Source organism: Embleya hyalina, assembly GCF_003967355.1.
Taxonomy (GTDB): Bacteria; Actinomycetota; Actinomycetes; order Streptomycetales; family Streptomycetaceae; genus Embleya; species Embleya hyalina.
Genome location: NZ_BIFH01000015.1, coordinates 187,440 through 211,266, shown reverse-complemented (window position 1 = coordinate 211,266; position 23,827 = coordinate 187,440). Strand labels below are relative to the sequence as shown.

Annotated in this window: 31 protein-coding genes and 1 tRNA gene; 9 read left to right on the top strand and 23 right to left on the bottom strand. The window is 70.6% G+C overall.

The features are described from left to right. The first annotated feature begins 66 nt into the window (after window positions 1-66). The 5 genes from eno (at window position 67) to EMA17_RS08595 (ending at window position 5,618) form a co-directional block, all read left to right on the top strand. Window positions 67-1,347: a phosphopyruvate hydratase gene (eno, locus tag EMA17_RS08615; RefSeq protein WP_126636320.1), complete on the top strand. Its 1,281-nt coding sequence runs from the start codon at window positions 67-69 to the stop codon at window positions 1,345-1,347. Window positions 1,348-1,403: 56 nt separating this feature from the next. Beyond that, a complete protein-coding gene (locus tag EMA17_RS08610; RefSeq protein ID WP_126636319.1) occupies window positions 1,404-2,039 on the top strand; it encodes an FtsB family cell division protein in 636 nt (211 codons plus the stop codon). A gap of 147 nt (window positions 2,040-2,186) precedes the next feature. After that, a complete protein-coding gene (locus EMA17_RS08605) occupies window positions 2,187-2,765 on the top strand; it encodes a DUF501 domain-containing protein (protein ID WP_126636318.1) in 579 nt (192 codons plus the stop codon). Next, window positions 2,762-3,709 carry a Ppx/GppA phosphatase family protein gene (locus tag EMA17_RS08600; RefSeq protein ID WP_126636317.1) on the top strand — a complete coding sequence of 316 codons (948 nt, stop codon included), beginning with the start codon at window positions 2,762-2,764 and terminating at the stop codon, window positions 3,707-3,709. The genes EMA17_RS08605 and EMA17_RS08600 overlap by 4 nt, the downstream gene beginning before the upstream one ends. 559 nt (window positions 3,710-4,268) lie before the next feature. Beyond that, window positions 4,269-5,618 (top strand): NAD(P)/FAD-dependent oxidoreductase, encoded by a 1,350-nt coding sequence (locus EMA17_RS08595; protein WP_126636316.1) that lies wholly within the window; start codon window positions 4,269-4,271, stop codon window positions 5,616-5,618. A gap of 55 nt (window positions 5,619-5,673) precedes the next feature. Here EMA17_RS08595 and EMA17_RS08590 read toward each other — a convergent pair whose 3' ends face one another. Together EMA17_RS08590 and EMA17_RS51675 are read right to left on the bottom strand one after the other, a co-directional pair. After that, window positions 5,674-6,450 (bottom strand): ABC transporter ATP-binding protein, encoded by a 777-nt coding sequence (locus EMA17_RS08590; protein WP_126636315.1) that lies wholly within the window; start codon window positions 6,448-6,450, stop codon window positions 5,674-5,676. 266 nt (window positions 6,451-6,716) lie between these two features. Then, window positions 6,717-6,872 (bottom strand): hypothetical protein, encoded by a 156-nt coding sequence (locus EMA17_RS51675; protein ID WP_160161346.1) that lies wholly within the window; start codon window positions 6,870-6,872, stop codon window positions 6,717-6,719. 139 nt (window positions 6,873-7,011) lie between these two features. On the opposite strand from EMA17_RS51675, the gene EMA17_RS08585 reads away from it, so the two are divergent. Further along, window positions 7,012-7,096: transfer RNA gene (locus tag EMA17_RS08585), tRNA-Leu, on the top strand. A 192-nt stretch (window positions 7,097-7,288) separates the two neighbouring features. On the opposite strand, the gene cyaB is transcribed toward EMA17_RS08585, so the two are convergent. Continuing rightward, window positions 7,289-7,852, bottom strand: coding sequence for a class IV adenylate cyclase (cyaB, locus tag EMA17_RS08580; RefSeq protein WP_126636314.1), 564 nt, complete (start codon window positions 7,850-7,852; stop codon window positions 7,289-7,291). 15 nt (window positions 7,853-7,867) lie between these two features. Continuing rightward, the gene (locus EMA17_RS08575) at window positions 7,868-8,713 is read right to left on the bottom strand and encodes an XRE family transcriptional regulator (RefSeq protein ID WP_126636313.1); all 846 of its coding nucleotides are present in this window, start codon (window positions 8,711-8,713) and stop codon (window positions 7,868-7,870) included. 267 nt (window positions 8,714-8,980) lie between these two features. On the opposite strand from EMA17_RS08575, the gene EMA17_RS08570 reads away from it, so the two are divergent. Together EMA17_RS08570 and EMA17_RS08565 are read left to right on the top strand one after the other, a co-directional pair. Beyond that, window positions 8,981-9,574: a hypothetical protein gene (locus tag EMA17_RS08570; protein WP_126636312.1), complete on the top strand. Its 594-nt coding sequence runs from the start codon at window positions 8,981-8,983 to the stop codon at window positions 9,572-9,574. Further along, the gene (locus tag EMA17_RS08565) at window positions 9,571-10,215 is read left to right on the top strand and encodes a hypothetical protein (protein WP_126636311.1); all 645 of its coding nucleotides are present in this window, start codon (window positions 9,571-9,573) and stop codon (window positions 10,213-10,215) included. The genes EMA17_RS08570 and EMA17_RS08565 overlap by 4 nt, the downstream gene beginning before the upstream one ends. 59 nt (window positions 10,216-10,274) lie before the next feature. Here EMA17_RS08565 and EMA17_RS08560 read toward each other — a convergent pair whose 3' ends face one another. The 12 genes from EMA17_RS08560 to EMA17_RS08505 form a co-directional block, all read right to left on the bottom strand. Then, window positions 10,275-10,556 carry a hypothetical protein gene (locus EMA17_RS08560; protein ID WP_246126535.1) on the bottom strand — a complete coding sequence of 94 codons (282 nt, stop codon included), beginning with the start codon at window positions 10,554-10,556 and terminating at the stop codon, window positions 10,275-10,277. Continuing rightward, the gene (locus EMA17_RS08555; protein WP_307721538.1) at window positions 10,553-10,813 is read right to left on the bottom strand and encodes a hypothetical protein; all 261 of its coding nucleotides are present in this window, start codon (window positions 10,811-10,813) and stop codon (window positions 10,553-10,555) included. The genes EMA17_RS08560 and EMA17_RS08555 overlap by 4 nt, the downstream gene beginning before the upstream one ends. Further along, on the bottom strand, window positions 10,813-11,562 hold the full coding sequence (locus EMA17_RS08550; RefSeq protein ID WP_126636310.1) for a peptidoglycan recognition protein family protein: 750 nt from the start codon (window positions 11,560-11,562) through the stop codon (window positions 10,813-10,815). Before EMA17_RS08550 ends, EMA17_RS08555 begins: the two co-directional genes overlap by 1 nt. After that, window positions 11,562-11,747 carry a hypothetical protein gene (locus EMA17_RS08545; protein ID WP_126636309.1) on the bottom strand — a complete coding sequence of 62 codons (186 nt, stop codon included), beginning with the start codon at window positions 11,745-11,747 and terminating at the stop codon, window positions 11,562-11,564. The genes EMA17_RS08550 and EMA17_RS08545 overlap by 1 nt, the downstream gene beginning before the upstream one ends. Further along, on the bottom strand, window positions 11,744-12,469 hold the full coding sequence (locus EMA17_RS08540; RefSeq protein ID WP_126636308.1) for a hypothetical protein: 726 nt from the start codon (window positions 12,467-12,469) through the stop codon (window positions 11,744-11,746). Before EMA17_RS08540 ends, EMA17_RS08545 begins: the two co-directional genes overlap by 4 nt. After that, window positions 12,469-13,569: a hypothetical protein gene (locus EMA17_RS08535; protein WP_126636307.1), complete on the bottom strand. Its 1,101-nt coding sequence runs from the start codon at window positions 13,567-13,569 to the stop codon at window positions 12,469-12,471. The genes EMA17_RS08540 and EMA17_RS08535 overlap by 1 nt, the downstream gene beginning before the upstream one ends. Next, complete coding sequence (locus tag EMA17_RS08530) at window positions 13,566-14,642, bottom strand: hypothetical protein (protein ID WP_126636306.1); 1,077 nt, start codon at window positions 14,640-14,642, stop codon at window positions 13,566-13,568. The genes EMA17_RS08535 and EMA17_RS08530 overlap by 4 nt, the downstream gene beginning before the upstream one ends. Before the next feature lie 13 nt (window positions 14,643-14,655). After that, window positions 14,656-15,522, bottom strand: a complete 867-nt coding sequence (locus EMA17_RS08525) for a phage distal tail protein (RefSeq protein ID WP_126636305.1) — start codon at window positions 15,520-15,522, stop codon at window positions 14,656-14,658. 4 nt (window positions 15,523-15,526) lie between these two features. Then, window positions 15,527-18,235 (bottom strand): phage tail tape measure protein, encoded by a 2,709-nt coding sequence (locus EMA17_RS08520; RefSeq protein WP_126636304.1) that lies wholly within the window; start codon window positions 18,233-18,235, stop codon window positions 15,527-15,529. A 232-nt stretch (window positions 18,236-18,467) separates the two neighbouring features. Further along, window positions 18,468-18,902 (bottom strand): hypothetical protein, encoded by a 435-nt coding sequence (locus EMA17_RS08515; protein ID WP_126636303.1) that lies wholly within the window; start codon window positions 18,900-18,902, stop codon window positions 18,468-18,470. After that, a complete protein-coding gene (locus EMA17_RS08510) occupies window positions 18,899-19,351 on the bottom strand; it encodes a phage tail tube protein (protein ID WP_126636302.1) in 453 nt (150 codons plus the stop codon). Before EMA17_RS08510 ends, EMA17_RS08515 begins: the two co-directional genes overlap by 4 nt. A 10-nt stretch (window positions 19,352-19,361) precedes the next feature. After that, window positions 19,362-19,784: a minor capsid protein gene (locus EMA17_RS08505; protein WP_126636301.1), complete on the bottom strand. Its 423-nt coding sequence runs from the start codon at window positions 19,782-19,784 to the stop codon at window positions 19,362-19,364. 40 nt (window positions 19,785-19,824) lie between these two features. On the opposite strand from EMA17_RS08505, the gene EMA17_RS08500 reads away from it, so the two are divergent. Then, window positions 19,825-20,343, top strand: coding sequence for an HNH endonuclease (locus EMA17_RS08500; protein WP_126636300.1), 519 nt, complete (start codon window positions 19,825-19,827; stop codon window positions 20,341-20,343). Here EMA17_RS08500 and EMA17_RS08495 read toward each other — a convergent pair. The 7 genes from EMA17_RS08495 to EMA17_RS08465 are packed head-to-tail and all read right to left on the bottom strand — an operon-like array spanning window position 20,340 to window position 23,826. Continuing rightward, on the bottom strand, window positions 20,340-20,687 hold the full coding sequence (locus EMA17_RS08495; protein WP_126636299.1) for a hypothetical protein: 348 nt from the start codon (window positions 20,685-20,687) through the stop codon (window positions 20,340-20,342). The two genes, EMA17_RS08500 and EMA17_RS08495, sit on opposite strands and share 4 nt — an antisense overlap. Then, entirely contained in the window at window positions 20,684-21,001 is a 318-nt protein-coding gene (locus EMA17_RS08490) for a hypothetical protein (protein WP_126636298.1), read from the bottom strand. Before EMA17_RS08490 ends, EMA17_RS08495 begins: the two co-directional genes overlap by 4 nt. Continuing rightward, complete coding sequence (locus EMA17_RS08485; protein ID WP_126636297.1) at window positions 20,998-21,417, bottom strand: hypothetical protein; 420 nt, start codon at window positions 21,415-21,417, stop codon at window positions 20,998-21,000. Before EMA17_RS08485 ends, EMA17_RS08490 begins: the two co-directional genes overlap by 4 nt. A gap of 21 nt (window positions 21,418-21,438) precedes the next feature. Continuing rightward, the gene (locus EMA17_RS08480) at window positions 21,439-21,780 is read right to left on the bottom strand and encodes a hypothetical protein (protein ID WP_126636296.1); all 342 of its coding nucleotides are present in this window, start codon (window positions 21,778-21,780) and stop codon (window positions 21,439-21,441) included. Beyond that, window positions 21,767-22,078 carry a hypothetical protein gene (locus tag EMA17_RS08475; protein WP_126636295.1) on the bottom strand — a complete coding sequence of 104 codons (312 nt, stop codon included), beginning with the start codon at window positions 22,076-22,078 and terminating at the stop codon, window positions 21,767-21,769. Before EMA17_RS08475 ends, EMA17_RS08480 begins: the two co-directional genes overlap by 14 nt. Before the next feature lie 7 nt (window positions 22,079-22,085). Beyond that, entirely contained in the window at window positions 22,086-23,087 is a 1,002-nt protein-coding gene (locus EMA17_RS08470) for a major capsid protein (RefSeq protein ID WP_126636294.1), read from the bottom strand. A gap of 13 nt (window positions 23,088-23,100) precedes the next feature. Further along, window positions 23,101-23,826: a hypothetical protein gene (locus EMA17_RS08465; RefSeq protein ID WP_126636293.1), complete on the bottom strand. Its 726-nt coding sequence runs from the start codon at window positions 23,824-23,826 to the stop codon at window positions 23,101-23,103. Window position 23,827 lies beyond the last annotated feature (1 nt).

Sequence of the window (23,827 nt, the reverse complement as noted above, 5' to 3'; positions counted from 1 at the left end):
GCACGACCCGGGCTGCTACTAGGCTGGCCGAGCAGACCAGCGTGCCCCTTGATCAAGGAGAAACTCGTGCCGTCCATCGACGTCATCCACGCCCGGGAGATCCTGGACTCCCGAGGGAACCCCACGGTGGAGGTAGAGGTCGTCCTCGACGACGGCAGCTCGGGCCGTGCCGCCGTGCCGTCCGGCGCTTCCACCGGTGCCTTCGAGGCCGTCGAGCTGCGGGACGGCGACGAGTCCCGCTACGGCGGCAAGGGTGTACAGAAGGCCGTCGACGCGGTCAACGACCGCATCTACGACGAGATCGTCGGCACCGAGGCCGACGACCAGCGGCTGATCGACCAGGCGATGATCGACCTGGACGGCACCGAGAACAAGGGTGAACTCGGCGCCAACGCCATCCTCGGCGTCTCGCTCGCGGTGGCGCACGCCGCCGCCGAATCGGTGAACCTGCCGCTGTTCCGCTACCTCGGCGGCCCGAACGCGCACGTGCTCCCGGTGCCGATGATGAACATCCTCAACGGTGGTGCGCACGCGGACACCAACGTGGACATCCAGGAGTTCATGATCGCGCCGATCGGCGCGGAGACCTTCGCCGAGGCGGTGCGCTGGGGCGCCGAGGTGTACCACTGCCTCAAGTCCGTGCTGAAGGCCCGCGGCCTGGCCACCAGCATCGGCGACGAGGGCGGCTTCGCGCCGAACCTGGAGAACAACCGCGCCGCGCTCGACCTGATCGTCGAGGCGATCGAGAAGGCCGGCTACACCCCGGGCACCGACATCGCGCTCGCCATGGACGCGGCGGCGAGCGAGTTCTACACCGACGGCGCGTACGTCTTCGAGGGCGCCAAGAAGACCTCCGCCGAGATGTCGGCCTACTACGCCGAGCTGGTCGACGCGTACCCGCTGGTGTCGATCGAGGACCCGCTGGACGAGAGCGACTGGGAGGGCTGGGTCGCGCTCACCGAGCAGGTCGGCGACAAGGTCCAGCTCGTCGGCGACGACCTGTTCGTCACCAACCCGGAGCGCCTGGCGCGCGGCATCGCCGAGAAGGCGGGCAACGCCCTCCTGGTGAAGGTCAACCAGATCGGCACGCTCACCGAGGCATTCGACGCCGTGTCGCTCGCCCACCGCAACGGCTACCGGTGCATGATGAGTCACCGGTCCGGCGAGACCGAGGACACCACGATCGCGGACCTCGCGGTGGCCACGGACTGCGGCCAGATCAAGACGGGCGCCCCGGCGCGCTCCGACCGGGTCGCCAAGTACAACCAGCTGCTGCGCATCGAGGAGATCCTCGACGACGCGGCGGAGTACGCCGGTCGCGCCGCGTTCCCGCGCTTCCAGGGCTGACACCCGGTCGAGCGGGGGACCGCCGGCGCCGAATCGACGGAACGGCGGGAGGACGCGTGAGCGAGCAGGGCGAGGGCGGTCGCAGGACGGCCGGGCCGACTCGGGTCGCCCGCGCGTCCCGAGCCGTCGCGCCGCCGCGCCAGGCCCGCGGTACGCGCCCGGCGTCGGCCCCGTCGAGGTCGGCCGGGGCGAGGCCCGCCAAGCCGAAGGCGGCCGGGTCCTTCAAGGACTCGGCCGCGGCGGCGGGCCTTGGTCGGCTGCGCCGGCGCGGCGGCGGCAAGTGGATCGTGCTGACCCTGGTGGTGCTGAGCCTGGCGATCGCCCTCGTCTACCCGCTGCGGCAATACCTGGCGCAGCGCTCCGACGTGGCCGACCTGCGCGAGAGCACCCGCAAGCAGCAGTCCGAGACCGAGCGCATGCGGTCCGACCTGGAGCGCTGGAACGACCCGGCGTACGTCCGGCAACAGGCGCGCGAGCGGCTGCACTTCGTCTACCCGGGCGACACCGCCTACCTGGTGGTGCCGCCCGCCGGCACCGCGGGCAACCCGGCGCCGCCGACCCCGGCCCAGGCCGGTTCGCCGCCCTGGTACCGGAAGCTGTGGGACTCCACCCGCGACGCGGACAAGGCCGGTACGCCGACCCCCAGCACGCCCCCGACGCCCACGAGGACACCCGCCACGTCGATCGGCTAGGCCCGGTCCGGGTCCCCGCCGGGCCCGCCGGTTCCGCGCCGCCCGCCGCGACCGCCCGCCGTGACCGGCCGCGGCGCGCGGCTCCGGGGCGGCACCCCGGTCGAACGTCGGTCCGAACCATTCAGCGAAACAGGACATACTCCCTCCATGGATCAGCAGGACATCGACGCCGTCAAGGCGCAGCTCGGCCGTACCCCGCGTGGTCTGCGCGGCGTCGCACACCGGTGCCCGTGTGGGCTGCCGGACGTCGTGGAGACCGCCCCGCGTCTGGAGGACGGCTCGCCGTTCCCGACCCTGTACTACCTGACCTGCCCCCGGGCGGCGTCCGCGATCGGGACGCTGGAGGCGAACAACGTCATGCGCGAGATGAACGCGCGCCTGGCCGAGGACGAGGATCTGGCCGCCCGGTACGCCGCCGCGCACGAGGACTACATCGCGCGCCGGGACACGATCGAGGTGCTGGAGGGCTTCCCGTCGGCGGGCGGCATGCCGGACCGGGTCAAGTGCCTGCACGTCCTGGCGGGCCACGCGCTGGCCGCCGGACGGGGCGTCAACCCGCTCGGCGACGAGGCGCTGGACGCGCTGCCCGACTGGTGGGCCAAGGGCCCGTGCGTGTGCGTGGACGCCCCCGCCGACGCCTCTCCCGACGCCTCTCCCGCCGCCGCCGCCCCTCCCACCCCCGCTCCGCCCGCCGACGTCGCCGCCCCGGAGGACGAGACCCGATGACCCGACGCGTGGCCGCGATCGACTGCGGCACCAACTCCATCCGCCTGCTCGTCGCCGACCTGGACCCGGCCGCCGGCACCCTGGTCGACCTGGACCGCCGGATGCGGATCGTCCGGCTCGGCCAGGGCGTGGACCGGACCGGCCGACTGGCTCCGGAGGCCCTGGAGCGCACCTTCGCGGCGTGTGTCGAGTACGCCGAGGTGATCCGCGAACTGGACGCCGAGCGGGTGCGTTTCGTGGCCACCAGCGCCAGCCGGGACGCGGAGAACCGGGACGAGTTCCGGGACGGCGTCCGGAAGATCCTGGGCGTCGAGCCGGAGGTGATCTCGGGCGACGAGGAGGCCGCGCTGTCCTTCGTGGGGGCGACCCGCGAACCGGCCGGGACCGGCGTTGTCGAGACGCCCTACCTCGTGGTCGACCTGGGCGGCGGCTCCACCGAGTTCGTGCTCGGCACCGACCGGCCCGAGGCGTCCCGGTCGGTGGACATCGGCTGCGTCCGGATGACCGAGCGCCACCTGCGCGACGACCCGCCGACGCCGGCGCAGATCGCCGCCGCGATCACCGACATCGAGGCGGCCCTGGACCAGGTCGCGGCCGTGGTCCCCCTGGAGCGGGCCCGCACCCTGGTCGGCCTGGCCGGCTCGGTCACCACGGTCGCGGGCATCGCGCTCGACCTGCCCGCATACGACTCGACCGTGATCCACCACGCCCGGCTGACCCTGGACCAGGTCCGCACCGTCACCGCCCACCTCCTGGCGAGCACCCACGCCGAACGCACGACCATCCCCGTCCTGCACCCGGGCCGCGTCGACGTGATCGCCGCGGGCGCCCTGGTCCTGCGCACGATCATGGAACGCACCGGCCTGACCGAGGTCGTGGTCAGCGAACACGACATCCTGGACGGCATCGCCTGGTCCGAGGCCGAGACCCCGGTCGGCGAGTAGCCCCGCCCCTCGTCCCGCCACCCCACGCTCGCGGCCGCGTCCGCCCCGACCCCTTTGGCGCGCCCGCGAGTTGCCCCCGCACGTCGTCACGCCCATCCCGTCCCCCGGGCCGACAAGGAGCGAACAGCGACCGAACAGCGACCCGACAGGGAGCGGACAGGGAGCGGACAAGCGCCGCCGGGGAACCAACGACCCCTGTCCAACGTTCGGACACGGACGAAAGTTTGTGAATCCCTTCACATGGTCGACGGGGCAAAAGTTGGCCATGTGGGGCCGTTTTCCTCTGGTCGACCCGGTTCGAGACGGTCCCCGCCTTCGACGATCACGGTCGTCGAGGAGCCGAGGTGGAGATCACATTGCGCCGCCCCCGGACCCCTCGGGCAGGATCGACGCAGGTCACCGGGATCGAGTCGCCGGGTGTCGAGGTCGGGTGGATCCTCCCCGACCGCCCACCGTGCACAAATGCACAAGCAAAAGGACGAAGGGTACCAGACGGCCCCTTCGGTACTGCGCGCGGCCTCGAAGCACCGGCGACTTCGATCGGTGGATACTTCCAAACATGAGCAACACGGATCGCCCTCGCATCCTCATCGTCGGCGGCGGCTACGTTGGTCTGTACGCCGCGCAGCGCATCCTCAAGAAGATGCGCTTCGGCGAAGCGACCGTCACGGTCGTCGACCCGCGGTCGTACATGACCTACCAGCCCTTCCTCCCGGAAGCGGCCGCCGGCAGCATCTCACCGCGCCACGTCGTGGTGCCGCTGCGCCGTGTCCTGCCCAACGCCGAGATCGTCAACGGCCGGGTCACCTCCGTCGACCACGACCGCAAGGTGGCCCTCGTCGAGCCGCTGGCCGGCGAGTCCTACGAACTCGGCTTCGACTACATCGTCATCGCGCTCGGCTCCATATCGCGGACCTTCCCCATTCCCGGCCTCGCCGAGAACGGCATCGGTCTCAAGACCATCGAAGAAGCCATCGCACTGCGCAACCACGTGCTCGGGCAGCTCGACCTGGCCGACTCCACCACCGACGAGGACATCCGCCGCAAGGCGCTGACGTTCTGCTTCGTCGGCGGCGGCTTCGCCGGTATCGAGGCGCTGGCCGAGGTCGAGGACATGGCCCGCGACGCGGTGCGCTACTACAAGAACCTCAAGCGCGAGGACATGCGCTTCGTGATGGTGGAGGCGGCCAACCGCATCCTCCCCGAAGTCGGTCCCGAGCTCGGCGCGTGGACGTTGGAGCGGCTGAAGAGCCGGGACATCGAGTTCCACCTGGAGACCTCGCTCAAGTCGTGCGTCGACAAGCACTGCGTGCTCTCGAACGACATCGAGTTCGACGCCTCGACGATCCTGTGGACCGCGGGCGTCAAGCCCAACCCGGTGCTGTCGGAGTACGGTCTGCCGCTCGGCCCGCGCGGTCACGTCGACACCCGCACCACCCTCCAGGTGGTCGGCATGGACAACGTGTTCGCCGCCGGCGACAACGCGCAGGTGCCGGACCTGGCCGCGGGCGAGGGTGCCTGGTGCCCGCCGAACGCGCAGCACGCGGTGCGCCAGGCGCGAGTCCTGGGCGACAACGTCGTCTCGGTGATGCGCGGCTTCCCGCCGCAGGAGTACAAGCACAAGAACCTCGGCGCGGTGGCCGGCCTCGGTCTGCACAAGGGCGTCGCGGTGATGTTCGGCCGGTTCAAGCTCAAGGGCCTGCCGGCCTGGCTGTTCCACCGCACCTACCACGGTGCGATGGTGCCGACGTTCAACCGCAAGTTCCGGGTCTTCGCCGACTGGACGCTGTCGGCGTTCTTCCGGCGCGAGATCGTCTCGCTCGGCGCGATGGAGCACCCGCGCGACGAGTTCGCCGAGGCGGCGCTGCCGGCGCCTCGGCCGGCCGCGGAGCCTGTGGCCAAGTCGTAAGTCGTTCGCCGCGGAGCCCGGTACGCCCTGTGCGTACCGGGCTCCGTCGCGTTCCTCAGCTCGTGCGCTGTGCCTCGAAGCGCTTCATGCGTTCCAGGACCAGGTCGGCGGTCGGCGCGGTCATCTCGTCGACGATCCGGCCGTCGGCCAGGAACACCACGCGGTCCGCGTAGGAGGCCGCGTTCGGGTCGTGGGTGACCATCACGATGGTCTGGCCCAGGTCGTAGACGCTGCTGCGGAGGAAGCCCAACACCTCGGCGCCGGAGCGCGAGTCGAGGTTGCCGGTCGGCTCGTCGGCGAAGATGATCTCCGGCTTGCTCGCCAGCGCGCGGGCGCACGCGACACGCTGCTGCTGGCCGCCGGAGAGTTCGGTGGGGCGGTGCCTGAGCCGGTCGCGCAACCCCACGGTCTCGATCACGTGGTCGAGCCAGGCCCTGTCGGGCTTGACCCCCGCGATGTCCATCGGGAGCGTGATGTTCTCCAGGGCGGTGAGCGTGGGCAGCAGGTTGAACGACTGGAAGACGAAACCGACCTTCTCCCGGCGGAGCAGGGTGAGTTGTTTGTCGTTCAGCGTGGACAACTCCGCGTCGCCCAGTCGCACCGAGCCGAACGTGATCGAGTCGAGCCCCGCCATGCAGTGCATCAGCGTGGACTTGCCCGACCCGGAGGGCCCCATGATCGCGGTGTACTCCGCGCGCCGGAAGCCGACCGAGACGCCGTCGAGCGCGATCACCCGCGTTTCGCCCTCGCCGTAGACCTTGGTCAGGTCGGTGGCGACGGCGGCGAGCGCGCCGTGCGTCCCGACTCCCGCGCTGGGTTCGGTGGCGGTCACAGGAGACCTCTTTCCTCGGGTGTTCCTCGGGTGTTCCTCGGGCGGTTCGTCGAGCGGCTCGTCGGGGCGTCGCGTGCGGCGGTTCGTCGGACGCGATTCGTGGGCGGGTCGTCGCCTGTTTCATCGGTGGCCACGTCGGGCGACGGAACCGTTCCGATTCGTGCTGCCTACCCACGCTTCCACAAGACTGCGCATGATCCAGGACGTCTGATCACACTTACTCACTCTTCGTCGGTTTCGCTCATTCATGGTCGAAATCGATCGAATCAGACGGTGCCGACGGGGGTCTCGCGCACCTCCGGCGGCCGGTCGCCGGCCGCCCGCCGGCCGACCCGAAGCGGGACTCCCGACGCGACCACGGGTACCGCGCAGGCCCGGCCGAATGCGGTATATCCCCTGATCAGGCGCCTCAAAGCGCCCATTCGGCATCATCCGTACGGCATCGGGACGGGTTACCTCCCGTCGCTCTCCGCGATCGAACGGGTCGCCGCGAGCCGTTCGCGAGGCCGTGAAATTCAGGGGGTCAACCCGGTGCGCCGGGGCCGCTACGCTCAGCATCGCCCCCGGATGGTGGAACGCAGACACGAGGAGCTTAAACCTCCTTGGCCGCAAGGTCGTGCGGGTTCGAGTCCCGCTCCGGGGACCAGATGATCATGGCTCTGACCTGCTAAGGAGCCATTTTCATGATCGCTGCCGTTGACAGAAGTGCGGGTCTGTCAACGGATGAGCGAACCAAGATCATTGTTTGTCACCCCCTGTGCACCACCCGGAACTCCGGTTCCGCATGTGAAGGTGGCGCTATCGCCCATAGAAATTTCGATCGGATCCATCGGCGGCGCTATCGCACGTCCCTGCGTCGGGCGGCTACGGCATCCGTGTACAGCTCCGTGGTCAACGCATCGTTACCGATCCCAAGACCCTCCAGCACCTCGCGCACCGCGGTCAGGGCGCCTGCGACCTGATGGTCGGCCTCGACCAGGGTTTCGATCTCGATGAAGGTCTCGTCCAACTCGGGGACGCGCACGAGCGTGGCAAGCAGTTGGCGTCCGTCCCGCTCAAAGTCGTAGTTTCGGCAGCGCTTCTCGAACTCGATCGTCGGCGTGTACCCGAGGCCACGCAGCAAGGCATGAGCGGCCGCGGCGTCCTCGACGCGAGTCTCGTGCTCCGGCTTCGATCCGGATGCCTCGTCAACCCGTGCGCCCTTGTACGTCATCACCGAGATGGTCTCGGCTCCGTGTACGGTCCTGATCCGCAGCTCGCGGTCTCCGGCAGTGAGCGTGCGTTCGGGGTCGTCGTAGTACGTGTCCTGGTAGACCTCGGGGCGTCCGGCCGCGAACTTCTCCAGGGCGTCGAGGACGTGTTCCGGATCGCGCACGCGGGCCTTCAGTTCTGCCTCGATCATCAGGTGTCCTCCCAGTCAGGCGGGCAACAGCGCACCGTCGTCCATGAGTCCGTTGAACATACGGCGAAACCCCCGATACAGGGGCCCGTATGGCGTCTCCATGACCTTGTACAGCGCCGATTCGTGGCCCTCCCAACCTGAGTCGAAAGCGGACACGTAGACGACCTTCCCGACTCGGATCAGGCGCCATGTAGGCAGCGACCGGTACCAGCGCACCTGGACGTCACACACGTCGACCAGATCGCGTAGCCGAGCTGCGGTGAGACGCACTCCGTTGGCCATGCTCTCTGCGGATTCACCGATCTCCGCCGCTCGATCAGCCAGCGCCGAGCACTCCGGATCGAGAAGGAGAACGCGCAGGCGCAGGCGTTCCCCGTCCGGTCGAGTTAAGGAACTCCGTAGCAACGAGTCGTTCAGGCCGATCAGGCCCAGACCCCGCACCGCCAGTACATCCAGTTCGTCGGCCGTTCGGGCTGCCCGTTGGATCTCGTCGGCTGCGGCGGCCTGTTCGGTGAAGACGCGCACGACCTCCGGGAAGGCGGACAGATCGAACGCTCGGCCGCCGCCGCGGGCTTCACGGCGCGAGGCCAGGCCGAGGAGGTGCCGGGCATCGTCCGGCATGGTCAGACCGTCGGCAACTCGTTCGAATACGTCGAGTTCGCGAACCGTGCGTCGACCCTTGATGAGTTCGTTCACGCGGCCTTGGGCCATATCCACGGCCGAGGCGATGCGGGCCTGGCTGGCGCCGCTGAACTGCTGGGTGTACCTGAACAGTCGACCGACATCACGGGCCCGCAGTGCCTCGCGAAGGTCGGCCCTCTGCCAGACCGAGTCAGGTAACGAAATCGGCAACAGGCTCAATGGTGGTCCTCGGTGGTTGGCTATATCACCGTGAGATTACCGGCTGGGTATCGCGCGCTACGCAGCGTTCCGCGATCTTTGGGTGAGTTCGCCTGGAGTGCGTTCCCGAGACCCCGGCCCGGCGGCGACCACTGCCCGTGAGATGCCGCCGGGCCGGGCCACCCGCGAGGCGGGGCCGGCGGGGCCCGACCGCTGGAGGTCTACCCGCGCCGCCCCGATGGCGGCACCGGCCCCGCCCCGCGTTACCCACACCGCGTTGGAGCCCGCATGACCGACGTCGAGGCAGCACCCGTGACCGTGTCGCTGGCCGCCTGGAGCATCCACCTCGAACCCGCCGACCACCCTCGGCCGTGGCGCCTGGACGTGTTCGCCGCCCTCAGCGCGGGACCGACGGCGCCCGCGGCGGCAGCGGTCCCCGCCTACGAGCGCGCCGCGTTCCACCTCTCCGACGCCGACGTCGGCATCCTCGCGGGCACGCTCCTCCGGCCGCCGCGCCCGGAGGACCGCCCACCCTGCCGGGCCCGCCTACACCGAGAGGGCACCGGCCTCCGGCTGCGGCTGTACATCTCCGCCATCGACGGCGACCAGCCGGAGCCGCGCGGGATCATCAACTTGCAGGAGCACCACCGCAAGATCCTCCTCGACGACATCGCCCGGCACCGCCTGGACCTGATCCCCACCGGCACCGTGCCCGAGCCGCGGTTGTGCCTCGACCCGGCGCCCGTCACCGGCTACAGCATCGACCAGGTCGCCGCGCTGCACGACCGCATCGGCGGCTGGCTCGACAGCGAGGGCATTCGGGCGGCGCTCGCCGACCGCGAGATCGCGCGGCACGTCGCGACCCGGGCGGCGGACCGGTGACCCGGGCGGCGGCCGTCGACCAGGCCCGCGCGCGCAAGGCCGTGCTCGAACACCTGGCCGCCGCTGCTGCCACCCGCGCCGAGATGGCGCGGGACCTGGCGGCGGCCGAGACCGTCGACGAGCGCCGCCGCTGCCGGCTCGCCCTGCGCGCCGCCGCCGCGCTCCTGCACGCCACCATCATCGACGCGCACCAACACCACGTGCCGACGCCCGAGATCGCCGCGACGACACGCACCACGGTCCGAGCCGTCGCCGTACTCCTGCAACGGCACCGCGACGTCACCCGTCCCAGCCGCCGCCAGGTCGTCGACCCGGTGAGCACCCACCGCAGCCAGGCCCTCGACGCGGTCGCCGACGCGGCACGCGCGCACGGCACCGCCCACCCGGCGACCCACGCCGCCATCGCCGCCGCGCACGCGGCCGGTGTCCCGGTCCCCGCCCTCGCCCGCATCGCCGGCATCAGCCGCGAGCGGGCCGCCGACATCGTTCTGACGGCGGGCACCGCCACGCCACCGGCCGCCGCCGTGGCCACGATGCGCACCGCGCTGATCAACACGATCACCGCCGGGCCGGCCACCTCGGCGGCGGCCGAGGCCAGGGCCTACCGGCGGCTGGTCCGCGGCGACAACACCGACCGGTAGCCGGACACGACGAAGCCGGCCCGCCCCCGAGATGAGGGGCGGGCCGTTGTCGTGCGCGGTCAGCGGCCGGTGGCCTGCCATGCGGCCACCGCCAAGCCGGCGACGCCGCACAGTGCCGCGATGCTGGGCAGAGGCCAGCGGTTGCGCTCCAGCGCGTCCAGCCTGGACTCGTGATCCTCCATCCGCCGATCGGTCTGGTCCGTCCGCTGCACCAACAGGGCGAGTTGGCCCTGGACGGTGGCGTTGCCGACGTCGACCGACCGCCGCAGCTCGGCGAGTTCGAGGGCGACGGACACCGAGCCGGACGCGGCCGGGTCGGGTAGTGCGGTGGGCGTCGTCACTCGCGCCTCCCGTCCAGCGCCGGCCGTATGTCGGCGCGCGGGTCGACCGCCCGCAGCCACGACGGCAGCAGCCGATCGACCGCCGGCAGGGCCATCACCCGGGTCAGGCCAGCAGCGACCGCCAGGCCCACAGCAACACCCGGCGTCGCCTCCGGAATCCCGGACGCATCGACGATCAGCGGCGCCGCAGCGGCGGCCGAGATCACCCACTGCACCGACGTGCGGATCATCCGCCGATTCGCGCCGGAGATGGCCATCACGCCCGTCCCTTCTTGACCTCGGCGGTCAGCTCGGTCACGGCGGCGGTGAGCTTGTCGATCCGCCGCCACGTCTCCAGCGTCTGCTCGTCCCGCCACTCCATGATCGTGCCGGTCGATACGGGCGCGTCGTTGGCCGCCTCGTTCGGGACGGTAAACGCCCACACAGCGGCGGCGATCTCCTGAGCACTGGGCATGTCGTCCTCCTGGGGGTTGGTGGCACCGGTCGCGCGCGCGACGATGCCCGGAAAAATCTGGTCGCGGAACTGCCGCACCCGGGCGTCGCCGGGGCACGCGGTGCCGCCGACGGACCACTGGACGAACAAGCGGTGGTAGCCGAACCCGGGGTCGTCCCAGGTGCGGCAGATCCGCAGCGGCACACCATGCTGCTGGTGCATCCACACCCCGAGCCGGATCAGGCTCGCGACCTGGGCGTCGGTCCACGGATCGGTGTGCTCCAGGTTGGACGCGGTCTCGACACTGACCGCCCCGGTGCCGTCGGCCCGCCGGTTCGCCGACGCGTTCGCGTCGGCGCGGGTCTCGGTGCCGACGAACTGGAACAGGCCGCCGTCGTACGCGCAGCCGAAGTGGGATTCGAGGTTGGTCGAGTCGCGCCAGTACTCGTACATCCGCTCACCGGACCACGGCGCGGCGATCGAGTGCAGGATCAACTGCGTGGGGCGGATGACCGGTTGGGCATCGGACTCGGGTTGCAGCTCGCGCTTCGTGGCGCCGGAATACCAGGCCATCAGGGTGCCTCCTGGGGGGTCGCGGCCGGTTGCGGCAGCACCGGGTCGGGGGGATCGGACGCCGAGGGGGCCTCGGGCGGGTCGAGCGGCGCGCCGCAGCCGGCGCGGGGGTCGGGATGCGCGGTCGGGACGGCACGAGGGACGGCCGGCCGAGGATCGATGTCGGGCTCGGGCTCGGTGCTCACGAGTTCACTCCGTACAGTTCGGACAGATGGGCGTACACGGATCCGCCGCCCCCGGTGCGTTGGCACTGGACCTCGATCGTCAGCAGATCGCCCCATGCGCCCGCACCGAGCGGGCCGCGCCAATCCAGCGACCCGAAACCCCCGCTCGGTGCCGTCACGGTGGGTCCGTACTGGGTGCCGTTGATGACCAGCCGCATCTGCCCGCTCGTACCGGTGTCGGCGTAGGCGCTTCCGAACACCACGATGTGTGAGTGCTGCCGAGGCGCGTACGACCTGGACACCGCGCCCCACGAACCGCCCGTGGTCGACGGCCAGTCGGTTGCGAACACCGACGCCGGCAGTGGGTACGGGAGCCACGGCCGGCCCAGCCAGCCGTCGTCGGTCGCGTCGTCCATCACGATCGCCCCGTGACCCGCCGGCCGAGGGAAGATCCGGATCATCTGGGGAATGCCGGCGTCCTCGCCGCCGATCACCAGGGCGGCCCCGCTGCCCTCGGACCTACCCGCGTACACGCCGTATTTGCCGGCCGCGTACAACCCGGTGGCCAGGACGACCTCGCCGTTGGGGGCCTCGACCCACAGCGTGCCGCCCTCGCCGATCCGGACCCGGCCGGCCAGGATCTCGTCGAGCGCCGGCCGGATGTTGGCCCGGCCGGCGAGGATACGAACGGCGTCCTCCAGGCGCCGGATCCGGTCGAGCAGATCGGTGGGGATCGCGGGCATCAGGCGGCCTCCAGGAACAACCTCGCGGTCTCGCCGCTTGATCGGGTCGGTGGGGTCACGGACATGCCGACCACGCGGTACCGGCGGTCGTCGCCGGCCGGGTGCCACAGGTCCCGGCGGCGCACCCGCACCGTCGCGCCGAGCATCGCCGGCGACAGGCGGTCGCCCGGGGTGATGGTGATCTCGGGGATCGTGGTCTGCGTCCAGGCCCGGCCGAGGTCGGCCTGGGCGTGCCCGAGCAGGGTCGCCGGGTCCTCGACGGTGGTGTGGTCGCTGGTGCCGTCGAGCCGCGGCCACCCGGCGTCGATCGCGCCGGCGACCTCCTGGACGTCGGTCAGCATGGGGTTCGAGTCGGCGGCCTGGTTGCGGTTGGTCGTCGCGCCGCGGCTCTGCCAGTGCGTCGCGCGGCCGCCGCCGTCCTCCGGATCCGAGTACACCCGGATCGGCCCCGGGTAGTCCAGGACCACGTCGGTCGACCCGGCGGTGATCCTCGGATAGCCGAGGACAAGCCGTTTGACTCGGGCGCCGAACTCGTCGAGTTCGCTGGAGATTCGCCATTCGAACCCACCCTGCACGGCCGCGAGTTGGTCGAGCAGTTGCCGGATGCGCGGCTGGTCGTACCGGCTGTACGTCCGGTCCCGAACGATCCCGGACACCTGGCCGTAGTCGATGGTGATGCCGATGTCCCCGCCCGGCTGCTCGGCCGTGTACGCGACCAGCTCGCGCGCGATGTCCAGCTGGTCGACGCCGCCCGGCGGGGTCTCGTACGTGGTCATCAGGACGCGCCGGTCGAGGTAGCTGTCCCACGTCGCGGCCTGGATCGAATAGGCCGCCGCGCCGCGGTCGCCGACCGTCGGCGTGGCCTGCCACACGATGCCGCCCCACCAGACCTGGCCGCCGCGGTACACCCACACTGCTGTGCGGGCCGGTACGAGCAGCTGCACGCGGCGCGCCATCTCCGCCGACGTGACCGGGATCGACGCCCGCAGGCTGCCCGACTTGCCGATGTAGTCGTCGAAGGACATGCCATCGACGGGGATCGCGTCCAGGACCTGGTCGCTGCGGAGGTCGGTGAAAAGCACGCGATAGGCGGCCGTCACGATGTGGCCTCGTAGGTCACCTGGATGCCGACCAGATCGTTTACGCCCCAGGTGAACGGCAACGTGGGGTTCCAGGGAGCGATCCCCGTGTGGGAGGAGATCTCGATACCGGACGACGTGAGATCCGCGACGCCGGTGTAGTTGGCAACCCCAGCGTCCTGACCATGTGCGATCCCGGACGGCATCAGCGCCCCGGCGGGCAGGACCGGTGTCACGGGCAGGGACCACCTCCACGACCCGGTCCCGCCGGAGTATCCGGACGTGCCGATCTTCATCGCGATCCGGGCTGTGATCATCCGCCCGGTCCGGCAGTACGCGCCGCTGATCGAGCCCCCCGTCCCGAGCGCCGTTGACCCCCCTTGTGCCGTCCACGTCGGCGTATACGCCGTCCAGGCACCCCAGGTACTCGCGGCCAGCAGCGACGGCAGGTCCAGTTCGGTCCAGGCCGACCCGGTCCACCGCTCGATGCGGCCCGCGCGGATACGGAGCTGGTCGGTGTGGCCACCGGGTGCCGTCCCGGCCGGGTCGGGAAGCACCCCGCCGGCGGCGACGGTCCAGACTCGTAGGTCGGTGGCGCCGCCCCACGTCAGACCGCCCGTGCCCGCGCTCGCACCGGCCGGGACGGTGATCTGGTACAGCGGCATGGTCGTGGGCGACGGCATCGCGGGCGCCGTCGGCGATGCCGCTTCCGTGCCCTTCACAACGACGACGTCACCGATGCTCTGCCCGGACGCGTCGTACACCGTGTCGTACACGCGCAGTGCGATCACGTCGATCCGCGGCAGGCTGGCGTGCCCATTGGCCAGGGTCACCGCATGCGGCGCGGTCACGGCGGCGGCATAGGCACCCTGGGCCGCCGTGCCCTGCACAACCGCCCGCCCGAGGCCGATCGTCGCCGTCATGCCGGACCCGGACAGCGCCAGCGGCGACCCGCCGGGGATCACGCCGGACCGGGTCGTCGTCGGGCCGGTCGGCCACATCGTGCCGATCGGGCTGAGCCGGGTGTCCTCGCGGGACTGCCCGCCGGCGGGACCCGCCGGCGACGGGTACAGCCAACTCACACGTACAGTCACGCTGACCTCCAGGTCACCAGTAGGCAGACCGCCAGCGCACCGTCATGGACGCGGCGGGATCGGTCGAACCGGGCGCGGCCCTGAACGCCAGGTCCGTTGCTCCGGGTTCGAGGCGAAACCACTCCTCCGGCACGGAGCGGCTGGTAGCCGTGTACAACCGGTCGGCGCCGGCCAGGCGCACCGACTGAGAGCGTGTGTCGACGGTGAGGGTTTCGCCCGCGCCCAGCACCAGGTCGTACTCCAGGCGCGTACCGTCGGACAGGCGCACCATCGCCGGCGTGTCGACCGGCCCGACGAACTCGACGATCGGACTCGTCGGCGCGTAGCCGGAGTTCACGGCCGTGAGGGTGCCGGAGACGGCCGGCGTGCCCCAGTCGAGCGGGAACGTCAACGGGAACGTCAACCCGCCCTCCGCCTGAGGCAGGCCGGTGACGGCAGACTGTTCCGCGAGTCCGTACCGGCGCGGGTCCGAGCACGACCACTGAATCGGGATGCCGACCACGGTCCCGATCCGGTACGCGCGGTCGACCGGGATCCGGCACCGGACCACCCGGCCGAACACCATTCGGGGCCCGCGCGAATCGAGCCACACGACCAGCGGGGTCTCGTCGTCGACGAGTGCTGTGGCGCGCTCGATCCGATCGACCACCGCCCCCGGATCGCCGGCCACGCGCATCAGGACGTCGAGGGTGACCGTGCGGGCCTGCGCGAGCAGCGGTCCCGGCAACGTCCCGTGCTGACCCGACCGTGGCGCCGACGCGTCGTCGGAGGACGGCAGTTCCTGCCACCCCTCCAGGCCGCGCCAGCGCAGCGGATCCGGGCCGAGGACCAGGTCACGAAACTGGATCAGTCCCGGTCCGGTGACGAACTCGCCGGCCATTCCGTCACCCCCGTCCGCGCATCTGCCAGTCCAGCGCGGCGGCGAGCTGATCGGGTGATTCGCCGCCCGAGTGCCATCCGCCGTTGATCTGCACCATCGGGCCCGTGCGGTCCGCGGCGACCGGGGTGGTGCCGCCGACCGAGGCGATCCGCGGCGGCGGCGCCGCCATCGACGGCATCGACGCGGTCAGGCCCGCCAACTGGGCCCGCAGCGCGGGGGTTTGCGAGTCGATGCCGCGCATGAGTCCGGCCATGATCAGCTTGCCGTTCGGAGTCAGCAGCTTGGCGTCCTTCACGGGCGGACCCTTGGAGAACGGGATCATGTCCGTGATGTTCGACAGCAGACTCTTCACCGCGCTGACCTTCGAACTGATGCCGTCGAGCAGGCCCTGCATGACCTTGGTGCCGGCATCCCAGAGCAGCCGTCCGAGGTCGCCGAGCGCCCGCAGCATGTCCCCCGGGAGACCGCGCAGCCAGTCGACCAGCGCGCGTCCCTTGTCCTGCGCTCCGGTCACCATCGACCCAAAGAACCCGGTTACGGCCGATGCCATGTCGGATGTCTTGTCCGAGACCCAACGGCCGCCCGACGCCACGGTGTCCTTGATCCACTGCCAGGCCGCAGCCACGCTGCCGGTCACCCACGACCAGGCCCGCTTCGTACCCGCGACGATCTCGTCCCAGTAGTAGATGACCAGCGCGGCGATGGCGATGATCGCCACCGTCACCCACGCAATCGGACCCATCGCCAGAATCCAGGCCGCCGCCATCTGCGCGCCGCGGATCAGCGCCTGAGTGCCCATCAGAACCCAACCGGCCACGATGACCGCCGCGTTCCAGGTGGCCGCCGCGCCGGCTGCGACCCAGCCCGCGATCGTCGTCCAGTGGGCAGCAGCCGAAGTGATGGCCGATGTAGTCGCGGTCGTGCGGGTCAGCACCCACGCGGTCACCTGCGTGGCCGCGCTCACCGTGGCACCGACACCGGCCGCGACCATCGCGGGCAGGAGGAACAGCGTGATGATGCCAGCGACGGCGAGCAGCGGTTCCTTGTTGTTCTCGACCCAGGTCTTCGCGTCCTTCAGCGCCGGTACGACGTCGTCCTTGATCACGCGCCCTGTGGTGACCGCTGCCGGAACGACATGGTCATTGAGCCAGCCCGCAATGTCGCGCAGGACCGGCATGAGGTCGTCCCGCACCCACCGTCCGGCATCACGCACGGACGGCCCGAACTTGTCCTTCATCGCCCGCGCGAAGTCCTCGGCGCGCGGCAGCACCTTGTCACCCAACGTCTCGACGAACGCCTGGGTCAACTTGCGCTTGAACGCCTCGATCTTGGTGCTGGCGTTGTCGTGCAAGGTCTTGCCCGCCCGGTCGGCAGCGCCGGCCACATCACCCATGGCGGCCACGGCTGTGGACGGATCGAGCGCGTACAACGCCTTGCCCAGGTCTTCGCTCTGGGTGCCGAACAGGCCCACGGCGGCGGCGTTCTGTTCCACCGGGTCCTTCATGGCCCGCAACCTGTCGAGGACGGTTTGCAGGCCGGCGGACGCTTCCGGGCCGCCGCGGGCGATCTTTGCCGTCATCGCCTCGGCGTCCAAGCCGAGGGCCTTGTACGCGTCCGAGGCGCCCTTACTGCCGTCGATCGCGCGGATCGAGAATTCCTTGAGCGCGTCGGCGACGAGGTCGCTGTCCCTCGCGCCGTTCTTCAGCCCCTGACTGAGCAGGCCCATCGCGGTTGTCGCATCGAGCCCCAACTTCCGGAACTGCGTGGGGTATTCGTTGAAGGTATCCAGCAAATCCTCGCTCTTGTTGACGCCCTGCTGGGCGCCTCGAACGAGAATGTCGAATGCCTCCTCGGCATTCTTGGCGATGCCGGTCTTGATCATCTGACCGGCGGTCGACGTCGTCTTGCCGATGTCTTCGCGCAGGATCGTGGTCGCGTCCATCGCCCGCGCCGTGACCCGCTCGATGTCGGCGCCCGCCGCGTCCTCGTCGACCAGGCCCTGGGACCACACGCCGCGCAACGCGTCGTTGACCTCGGTGATGTTCTCGCCGTATGCCCGGCTGAACAGATGGCCGGCGATGCCGCCGAACTCGCGTGCCATCTCGGGCGATGCGCCCAGCTCGGCGGCGAGCACGTCGTTCGCCTTCTCCTGGTCCATCGCCTCGGACATGCCCTTGAACAGGGCCGCCCCGGCGGCGACGCCGGCGACCGCGGCGCCGGCGACCAGCTTGGTCTTCAGCCCGCCCGACGCTGCCTCGCCCGCGGCGTCGCCCGCCTGGTCGGCCTCGGCCTCCAGGCTGTTGCCGAGCGCGTCGCCGCCAGCGTTGCCCGCCTGGTCGCCGGCCTGCCGAGCGCCGGAGGTCAGGGAGGCGTCGAGCGCGTTGCCTGCACTCGCCCCGGCCTGGCGGGCGCCGGCGTCGAGCTGGGCCTGGAGCGCGGCGGCCGTGGCGTCGCCAGCCTGGTTGCCGGCCTGCGTCGACCCGGGCGCGAGCACGTTCGCCAGGCTCTGCACTGCCGAGGCGGCGCCCGCCCGAATCTGGTCGACCAGGCGCCCGATCAGGCCCTGCCCGGCGCCCGTACCGGCCTGCTCGGACGTGCGGGTCACGTCACCCGCGAGACCCTGCATTACGGCCGTGACGTGACCGGCGCCGCGGTCCAGGTCGCGCGTGTCCAGGCTGGCAAACCCGACGAGTTCGCCCACGTTCAACGCCACGGGTCGTCACCTCCCGTGGTGCTGCGTCAGGTGCTGGGGATGCCGGTGATCGCTGCGATCTCCGCCGGGTCGACGACCCGCCGCGGGGTGCGGCGCCATGCCTCGCGGAACAGGGCGTCGCCGGACAGGCCGCCGAGACAGACACCGAACTCGCGTGTGGTCAGGCGCCGTACGGCATGCGGATCGAGGCCGTACTCGCGTCGGAGATCGGCCTCAACTACGCGCCAGTGGGTCAGGACCGCTTGCCAGAACTCTTGGTCTTCTTGGCGGCGGCTCGCTTCTCGGCCCTGTTCTTCGGGGCTTTTCCCGCGTCGTCCTCTTCGACCGACGCGGCGGCCTCGGCGATGCTCATCGAGCCGGGCTTGGCCATGTTCGCGCCACACCAGCGCAACAGAACCGGCAGTGCCTCGGTACCGAATGGACTCGTCGACTCCCAGGCGTCGAGGGCCTGTTCGCCGAAGATGGGTACCAGGATGGTCCGCAGCGCGCCGACGTCCTCGCGGTCGGCCAAGCGCCGGGTCTGGAGCGTGAAGGCAATCGGAACGCCAACCGGCATGACGTGTACCGTCCCACCGATTTTGATGCTCGCGGGCCGGATGTTCGCGTTGGTCTCGGAGACCCACGCATCGAAGTCCTCGGCCTCCAAAGGCTGTACGTGCTCGCTCATGCGACGACCATAGTCATCGGGGCACCGGAGCGTCGGATAGTTACGGACCAGGACGACTTGTCGTTGTTGCCGCCGCCCTTCTCCCCGGGGCTCATGGTGGCATCCCACACGACCCAGGACGTCTGGGTCTCGTGCCTGAACCTGAAGCGGTTGTGGGAGGCGACACCGAGGCCCAGCGCCCAAACGTTGTCGATGTACGCCTGACCCGGGTCCTGGGCACCGGTGACGCTGTCGGTGGCGTGCTGACCCTCCAGGGACAGGCTCGCCCCCCTCTGCATCACGTCTTCCTCGTAGTAGCCGTCCGACCCGAACCAGGTCGTCTCGGCAGTCTCTTCGTTCTCGCCGGGGTTGTACGTGAACGAGTTGACGTGGGTGATGTCGAGCCACGTGTCCGGCACGCTCTCGACCTGGTAGACCCAGCCTCTCGCGTCGATGGGTCGCTGGCTCATGGGTGCCTCCTCATGGGCGGTGTGTCGTGGGCGCGCCCACGGTCAGGCGGTAGTTCGTCGTGTGTTCGTGCTGGCCGTTCGCGTCCACGCCCATCGACGCCGGCGGGGCCTGGGCGACGCACAGCACCAGCCAGGTGCCGTCCGGCAGAGCGGTGCGGGTCAGGCCGTGCAGGGCCGAGTAGATGGCGTAGGAACGGCGGCGCGAGGTGCGGGGGTCGGCCGTGCCGCGTACCCGGACCTGTAGAGACGGCTCGTCGACCGGGATCCGCGAGTCGGGTTCGGGCCCGCCGTACAGGGCGAGCACGACCACCGAGTCCGGGCCCGCCGGCATGTGCTCGGCGAACACGTCGCCGCTCGCGCCGGTTGGGTCGTAGGTGACCAGGCCGCGGGCGGCGAGCAAGCGCGCCAGGCCGTCGATTAGATCCAGATCCAAAGGAACCTCCCTCGGCGTGCGCGTCGCTTAGCGTGTGTCGATGAGCGAACGTCCGAAGATTTCCGCCCCGCTGCAACGATCAGTCCTGGTGGAAGCTGGCCATCGGTGCGCGATTCCGACTTGTCGGGCCCACCCCGTTGAGATCGCGCACATCGTGCCGTGGGAAAAGGTCCGTGAACATCGGTTCGAGAACCTGATCGCGCTCTGCCCGACCTGCCACACGCGCTACGACCTGTCGAAGGACATGGACCGTCTGGCCATGCAGCAGTACAAGATCAACCTTGGCGTGTTGAACGATCGATACGGCCCCTTGGAGCTTCAGGCACTCAACTGGCTGGCCGATGACCCAACACGCGAAAGGGTGGCCATTCCGCGGGGGATGATCTGGGCATTTGGCAATCTCGTCACGGATGGCCTGGTCGAGTTCGATGAGAACCCACCGACCTGGGCAACAGTCAATGACGGGACCGTGAGTGTGAGTTACCTGCTCCCCACGGATCTCGGCCGAGATGCAGCTATGCGTATCCGTGAGGGAAGGCCCATTGACGAGCTCTCCTAGCGCGTGACCTGCCTGACCTTCGCGGCGACGAGCGCCATGATCTGATCGCCAGCCGCAGCGAACGGATCTTCGAGGTATTTGGCTGTCCGGCCGGGCAGGTGATGCGCCGTCAGGTCCTCGTGTTGGCGGACGGCGTACGGCGTCGAGTAGCTGACCGCGCCGGTCAGCGTGCCCGGATCGACCGAGGCGACGCCGGACCGCTCCAGCGTTGCCTCGTCGAGCGGAACCACCTTCCGGGACTCGCTCAGCGCGTACTCCATGCCCAGATACAGGCCGTCGGCTATGGCTTCTTTCATGCCGCTGACGGCCTGGTCGACCGACAGCCGCAGCGTTGCGCGGGTCATTCGCAACTCACCTCCTGGTGGTCGGGCGTCGGCAGGCCGCCGCCGTTGCGGTCGCCGTTGCCGATGACGAGCGTCTGGCGGCCGGACGGCAGGGTCACGCGGCTGCGCGGTGGGCAGGTGACGCCCCGCCGGATGATCAGCGTGGCCGTCGAGACGACGACCTCGCCGGTGGGCGACCGCACCTCCCGCACGGCCTCGTCGACGAACCCGCGAATCTCGGTCTCGGGCCCGTACAGCGGTCCGTACGCGGACGTCCCCAGGTAGGGCTCGATCCGCACCCGGTGCCGCAGCAGCCAGCCCGGTACGGCGCTCACCAGCGCGCACCCCCGATCACGCCGAGCTGCAACCGGTAGGCCAGCCGCGGGCGCCGCAGGATCCGGCCGACCTGCGGCGCGAGGGTGTCGCCCCCGCCGCCGCCCGGCCCGGCGGTCGCCGCCCGGGTCAGCGACACCGACCCGATGGATACCGACTGCACGGTGCCGGCGGTGCCCAGTTCGTCGCCGGTCTCGTCCCACCACCGCACCTGCGCGCACACGGCGTCGCGCAGGGCCTCGACCACGATCGGGTCGGTCGGTGCCCCGGCGTCGTCGGTGCAGTAGACGGCGGACAGCAGGACGGTGGTGTCGAGCAGGTCGGACGCGTCCTCCAGCAGCCGGGCGGCGTCCGTCGGCACCGGGCCCGCATCGGTCGGCCAGGCCGCCGTCAGGTCGGCGGTGGTTGCATAGGCCACGTCGAGTCACCTCCCACCCCGCTACGCGGAGGCGATCTCGATCACGGCGACGGACACGCCCGTCGTGGCCGAGTAGTCGAGGTGAACCTTGCCGCTCGGCTGGTTGTAGGACGCGGGCCAACACGGGGTGACCACATCGCCCGTGGTCGCCGGGACCGTGATCGGGATCGGGTCGACGCCGCGGCCGTCGGGCAGCGGCGGCGACACGACCGTGACGGTCTTAACGCTGGCGTCGGTGTTCTTGATCCGCAGGTAGCGGCGGCCGTTGTTCGCGAACGCGTGCCCGTCGGTGACCGCCGGGGTGAACGTCGGCGTCGTGCCTGTGCGGGCGGGTGTCTGCACGTTCAGGTCAGCTCGGGCCATCGTTGGTACCTCCGTAGGTCTCGGCGAGCTGGTCGCGGGTCATGCCCTCGGCCTCGGCCCGGTCGATGCCGCGCGCCATGGCAAACTCGACCCAGGCCGACTTCGCCGCCGACTTCGCGGGCGGCCCGTCCGGCTCGGTCGCCTGGTCGTCGGTCGCGACGGTGTACCCGTGCCGCCGGAAGTACGCCAGCGCCGACGGCCCGAGGTCGACGGCGACCGCGCGGCCCGCCGTGAAGTTCAGGCCAGCCACCGACCCGGCGAAATCGCTGACCGGCGCGCTGATCTCGTAGCTGCTCATGCCGTCCTCACTGGACCTTGATGTTGCGGAACACGGTCGCTGCCCGGGTGGCCTTCAGGGCGACGCCGATCGGCCCCAACTCGACTTCGCCGATCTTGACCGCCTTGGCCGTCTTGAAGTCGGGCAGCCAGGTCTCGACCATCTGGCCGCCGACGATCGAGACGCCGTGGAACCCGTCGAGGCCGGCGCGGTACGCGTACAGGTCGGTCAGGCCGGTCTGCGCGGTGCCGACGGTGCGGGCCTCGATCGGGATGATCGGGTTGTTGCTGCCGGCCTGGTTGCCGGGGTCGGCGAAGATGATGCCGCCGTAGGTCTCGCGGACGATCGGCCGCCCGTTCTGCCCGATCAGGTCGGCGACCGGGTCCTTGGTGTACATGCCCGCGCGCCGGGCCGCTGCCCGGACGCGGGCCAGGGCCTTGGCGTTGCCCAGGATGATGGACGGCGTCCCGTCGAGCAGCGACAGCCACTCGTCGATCGCATCCAACGCCTTGTGTTCGGCGCGGGCGGACGTGTCGAAGTCGGTCCAGTCCGTGACGGATGTGGCGCGGAACTCGGTCGTCGAGCCGGTCAGCGCCTTGTCGAGGCCGTCGAAGCTGTTCGCGTCGACCGCGACGTCACCGTTGATGACGGTGTCCTGGAACTTGGTGTTCGTCGCCTTGATCTTCTGCGACAGGTTGAGCGTGACGGCGCCGCTCGCCGCCGCACCGATCTTCGCGATGACCCGGTCGACCTCGAACGAGCCGCCCAGGACGGCCAGGTCGACCGAGTACCGCTGTGTGGTGACGTTCGCCGGGGCGTACTCGGTGTTGAGGGCGCGGAACGCCGCGGTGGGCTGGGTGACCAGGCGGCGGTAGCCGTAGGTGAGGGTGGCTCCTCCGCCGGCGGGGTTGACGACGTCGTCGAACGTGAGGCTGTCGAGGATCACGGATTCCTTGCGGAACTCGTCGATGACGGCGGTGTCGACGTCGTCCTGACAGTTGTTCTTGGCCTCGGCCAGGGTGACGGGCATGGGGCTCCTTGGGTCAGCCGCGCAGTCGGGCCGCGACGGCGTCGTTGAGGTTCTTGGGCTTGCCGCTGGTGCCGGGGCCGCCGTTGAAGTCGCCGCCCGAGCGGGTCGGCGGCTGGGTCACGGCGAGCGAGGCATCCGCCTTCAGCGCGGCCGAGATCGCGGCGTCGACCTGGGCGTCGAAGTTCGAGCCGGCCGGGTCGAGCTTGCCGACCTTGTCGAGGAAGGCCCTCGAATCGGTCAACCGGTCGCCGCGGGCACCCAGCGCGCCCGCGCGCTTCAGGACGGCGAGTTCGACGGCCTGGCTGCGGGTGGTCGCCTCCAGGTCGGTCACCTTCGACGCGAGCTGTTCGGGACTGGGCGCCTGGTCCTCGCTTTTGAGGCCGAGCGCCTTAGCGATGGCGTCCATCTGGCTGGCCTGTCGCTTCTCGGCAGCGTCGAGCTTGGCCTGAAGGTCGCCCACGGTCGGCGTGTTCGGATCGGCCGGCTTCTCGGCCGGCTTGGGCGCGTCGGCCCCGGCCTGCTTGGTCGACGCCTGCGCGCCGGGCCCTTCCGAACCCTGACCCTGTGCGTCGGTCGCCGAGCCCTGGGCGTCGCCGCCCTGGCCGCCATCGCCGGATCCGCCGGCCGCACCGCTGGAGTCGCCCTCGCCGGAGCCGCCGGCAATCGGGTAGATCGGGCGCCCATCGGCCCGGTAGCCGACGATGTGGCCCGGGGGCAGGGAGATACGCGGACGGAGCATG

What these genes read in the sequence shown, in the direction of transcription:
- EMA17_RS08605 (WP_126636318.1), top strand. Translation starts at nt 2,187, where the DNA reads ATGGATCAGCAGGACATCGACGCCGTCAAGGCGCAGCTCGGCCGTACC.
- EMA17_RS08600 (WP_126636317.1), top strand. Translation starts at nt 2,762, where the DNA reads ATGACCCGACGCGTGGCCGCGATCGACTGCGGCACCAACTCCATCCGC.
- EMA17_RS08595 (WP_126636316.1), top strand. Translation starts at nt 4,269, where the DNA reads ATGAGCAACACGGATCGCCCTCGCATCCTCATCGTCGGCGGCGGCTAC.
- EMA17_RS51675 (WP_160161346.1), bottom strand. Translation starts at nt 6,872, where the DNA reads ATGGGCGCTTTGAGGCGCCTGATCAGGGGATATACCGCATTCGGCCGG.
- cyaB (WP_126636314.1), bottom strand. Translation starts at nt 7,852, where the DNA reads ATGATCGAGGCAGAACTGAAGGCCCGCGTGCGCGATCCGGAACACGTC.
- EMA17_RS08570 (WP_126636312.1), top strand. Translation starts at nt 8,981, where the DNA reads ATGACCGACGTCGAGGCAGCACCCGTGACCGTGTCGCTGGCCGCCTGG.
- EMA17_RS08555 (WP_307721538.1), bottom strand. Translation starts at nt 10,813, where the DNA reads ATGGCCATCTCCGGCGCGAATCGGCGGATGATCCGCACGTCGGTGCAG.
- EMA17_RS08550 (WP_126636310.1), bottom strand. Translation starts at nt 11,562, where the DNA reads ATGGCCTGGTATTCCGGCGCCACGAAGCGCGAGCTGCAACCCGAGTCC.
- EMA17_RS08540 (WP_126636308.1), bottom strand. Translation starts at nt 12,469, where the DNA reads ATGCCCGCGATCCCCACCGATCTGCTCGACCGGATCCGGCGCCTGGAG.
- EMA17_RS08525 (WP_126636305.1), bottom strand. Translation starts at nt 15,522, where the DNA reads ATGGCCGGCGAGTTCGTCACCGGACCGGGACTGATCCAGTTTCGTGAC.
- EMA17_RS08515 (WP_126636303.1), bottom strand. Translation starts at nt 18,902, where the DNA reads ATGAGCGAGCACGTACAGCCTTTGGAGGCCGAGGACTTCGATGCGTGG.
- EMA17_RS08510 (WP_126636302.1), bottom strand. Translation starts at nt 19,351, where the DNA reads ATGAGCCAGCGACCCATCGACGCGAGAGGCTGGGTCTACCAGGTCGAG.
- EMA17_RS08500 (WP_126636300.1), top strand. Translation starts at nt 19,825, where the DNA reads ATGAGCGAACGTCCGAAGATTTCCGCCCCGCTGCAACGATCAGTCCTG.
- EMA17_RS08495 (WP_126636299.1), bottom strand. Translation starts at nt 20,687, where the DNA reads ATGACCCGCGCAACGCTGCGGCTGTCGGTCGACCAGGCCGTCAGCGGC.
- EMA17_RS08480 (WP_126636296.1), bottom strand. Translation starts at nt 21,780, where the DNA reads ATGGCCCGAGCTGACCTGAACGTGCAGACACCCGCCCGCACAGGCACG.
- EMA17_RS08475 (WP_126636295.1), bottom strand. Translation starts at nt 22,078, where the DNA reads ATGAGCAGCTACGAGATCAGCGCGCCGGTCAGCGATTTCGCCGGGTCG.
- EMA17_RS08470 (WP_126636294.1), bottom strand. Translation starts at nt 23,087, where the DNA reads ATGCCCGTCACCCTGGCCGAGGCCAAGAACAACTGTCAGGACGACGTC.
- EMA17_RS08465 (WP_126636293.1), bottom strand. Translation starts at nt 23,826, where the DNA reads ATGCTCCGTCCGCGTATCTCCCTGCCCCCGGGCCACATCGTCGGCTAC.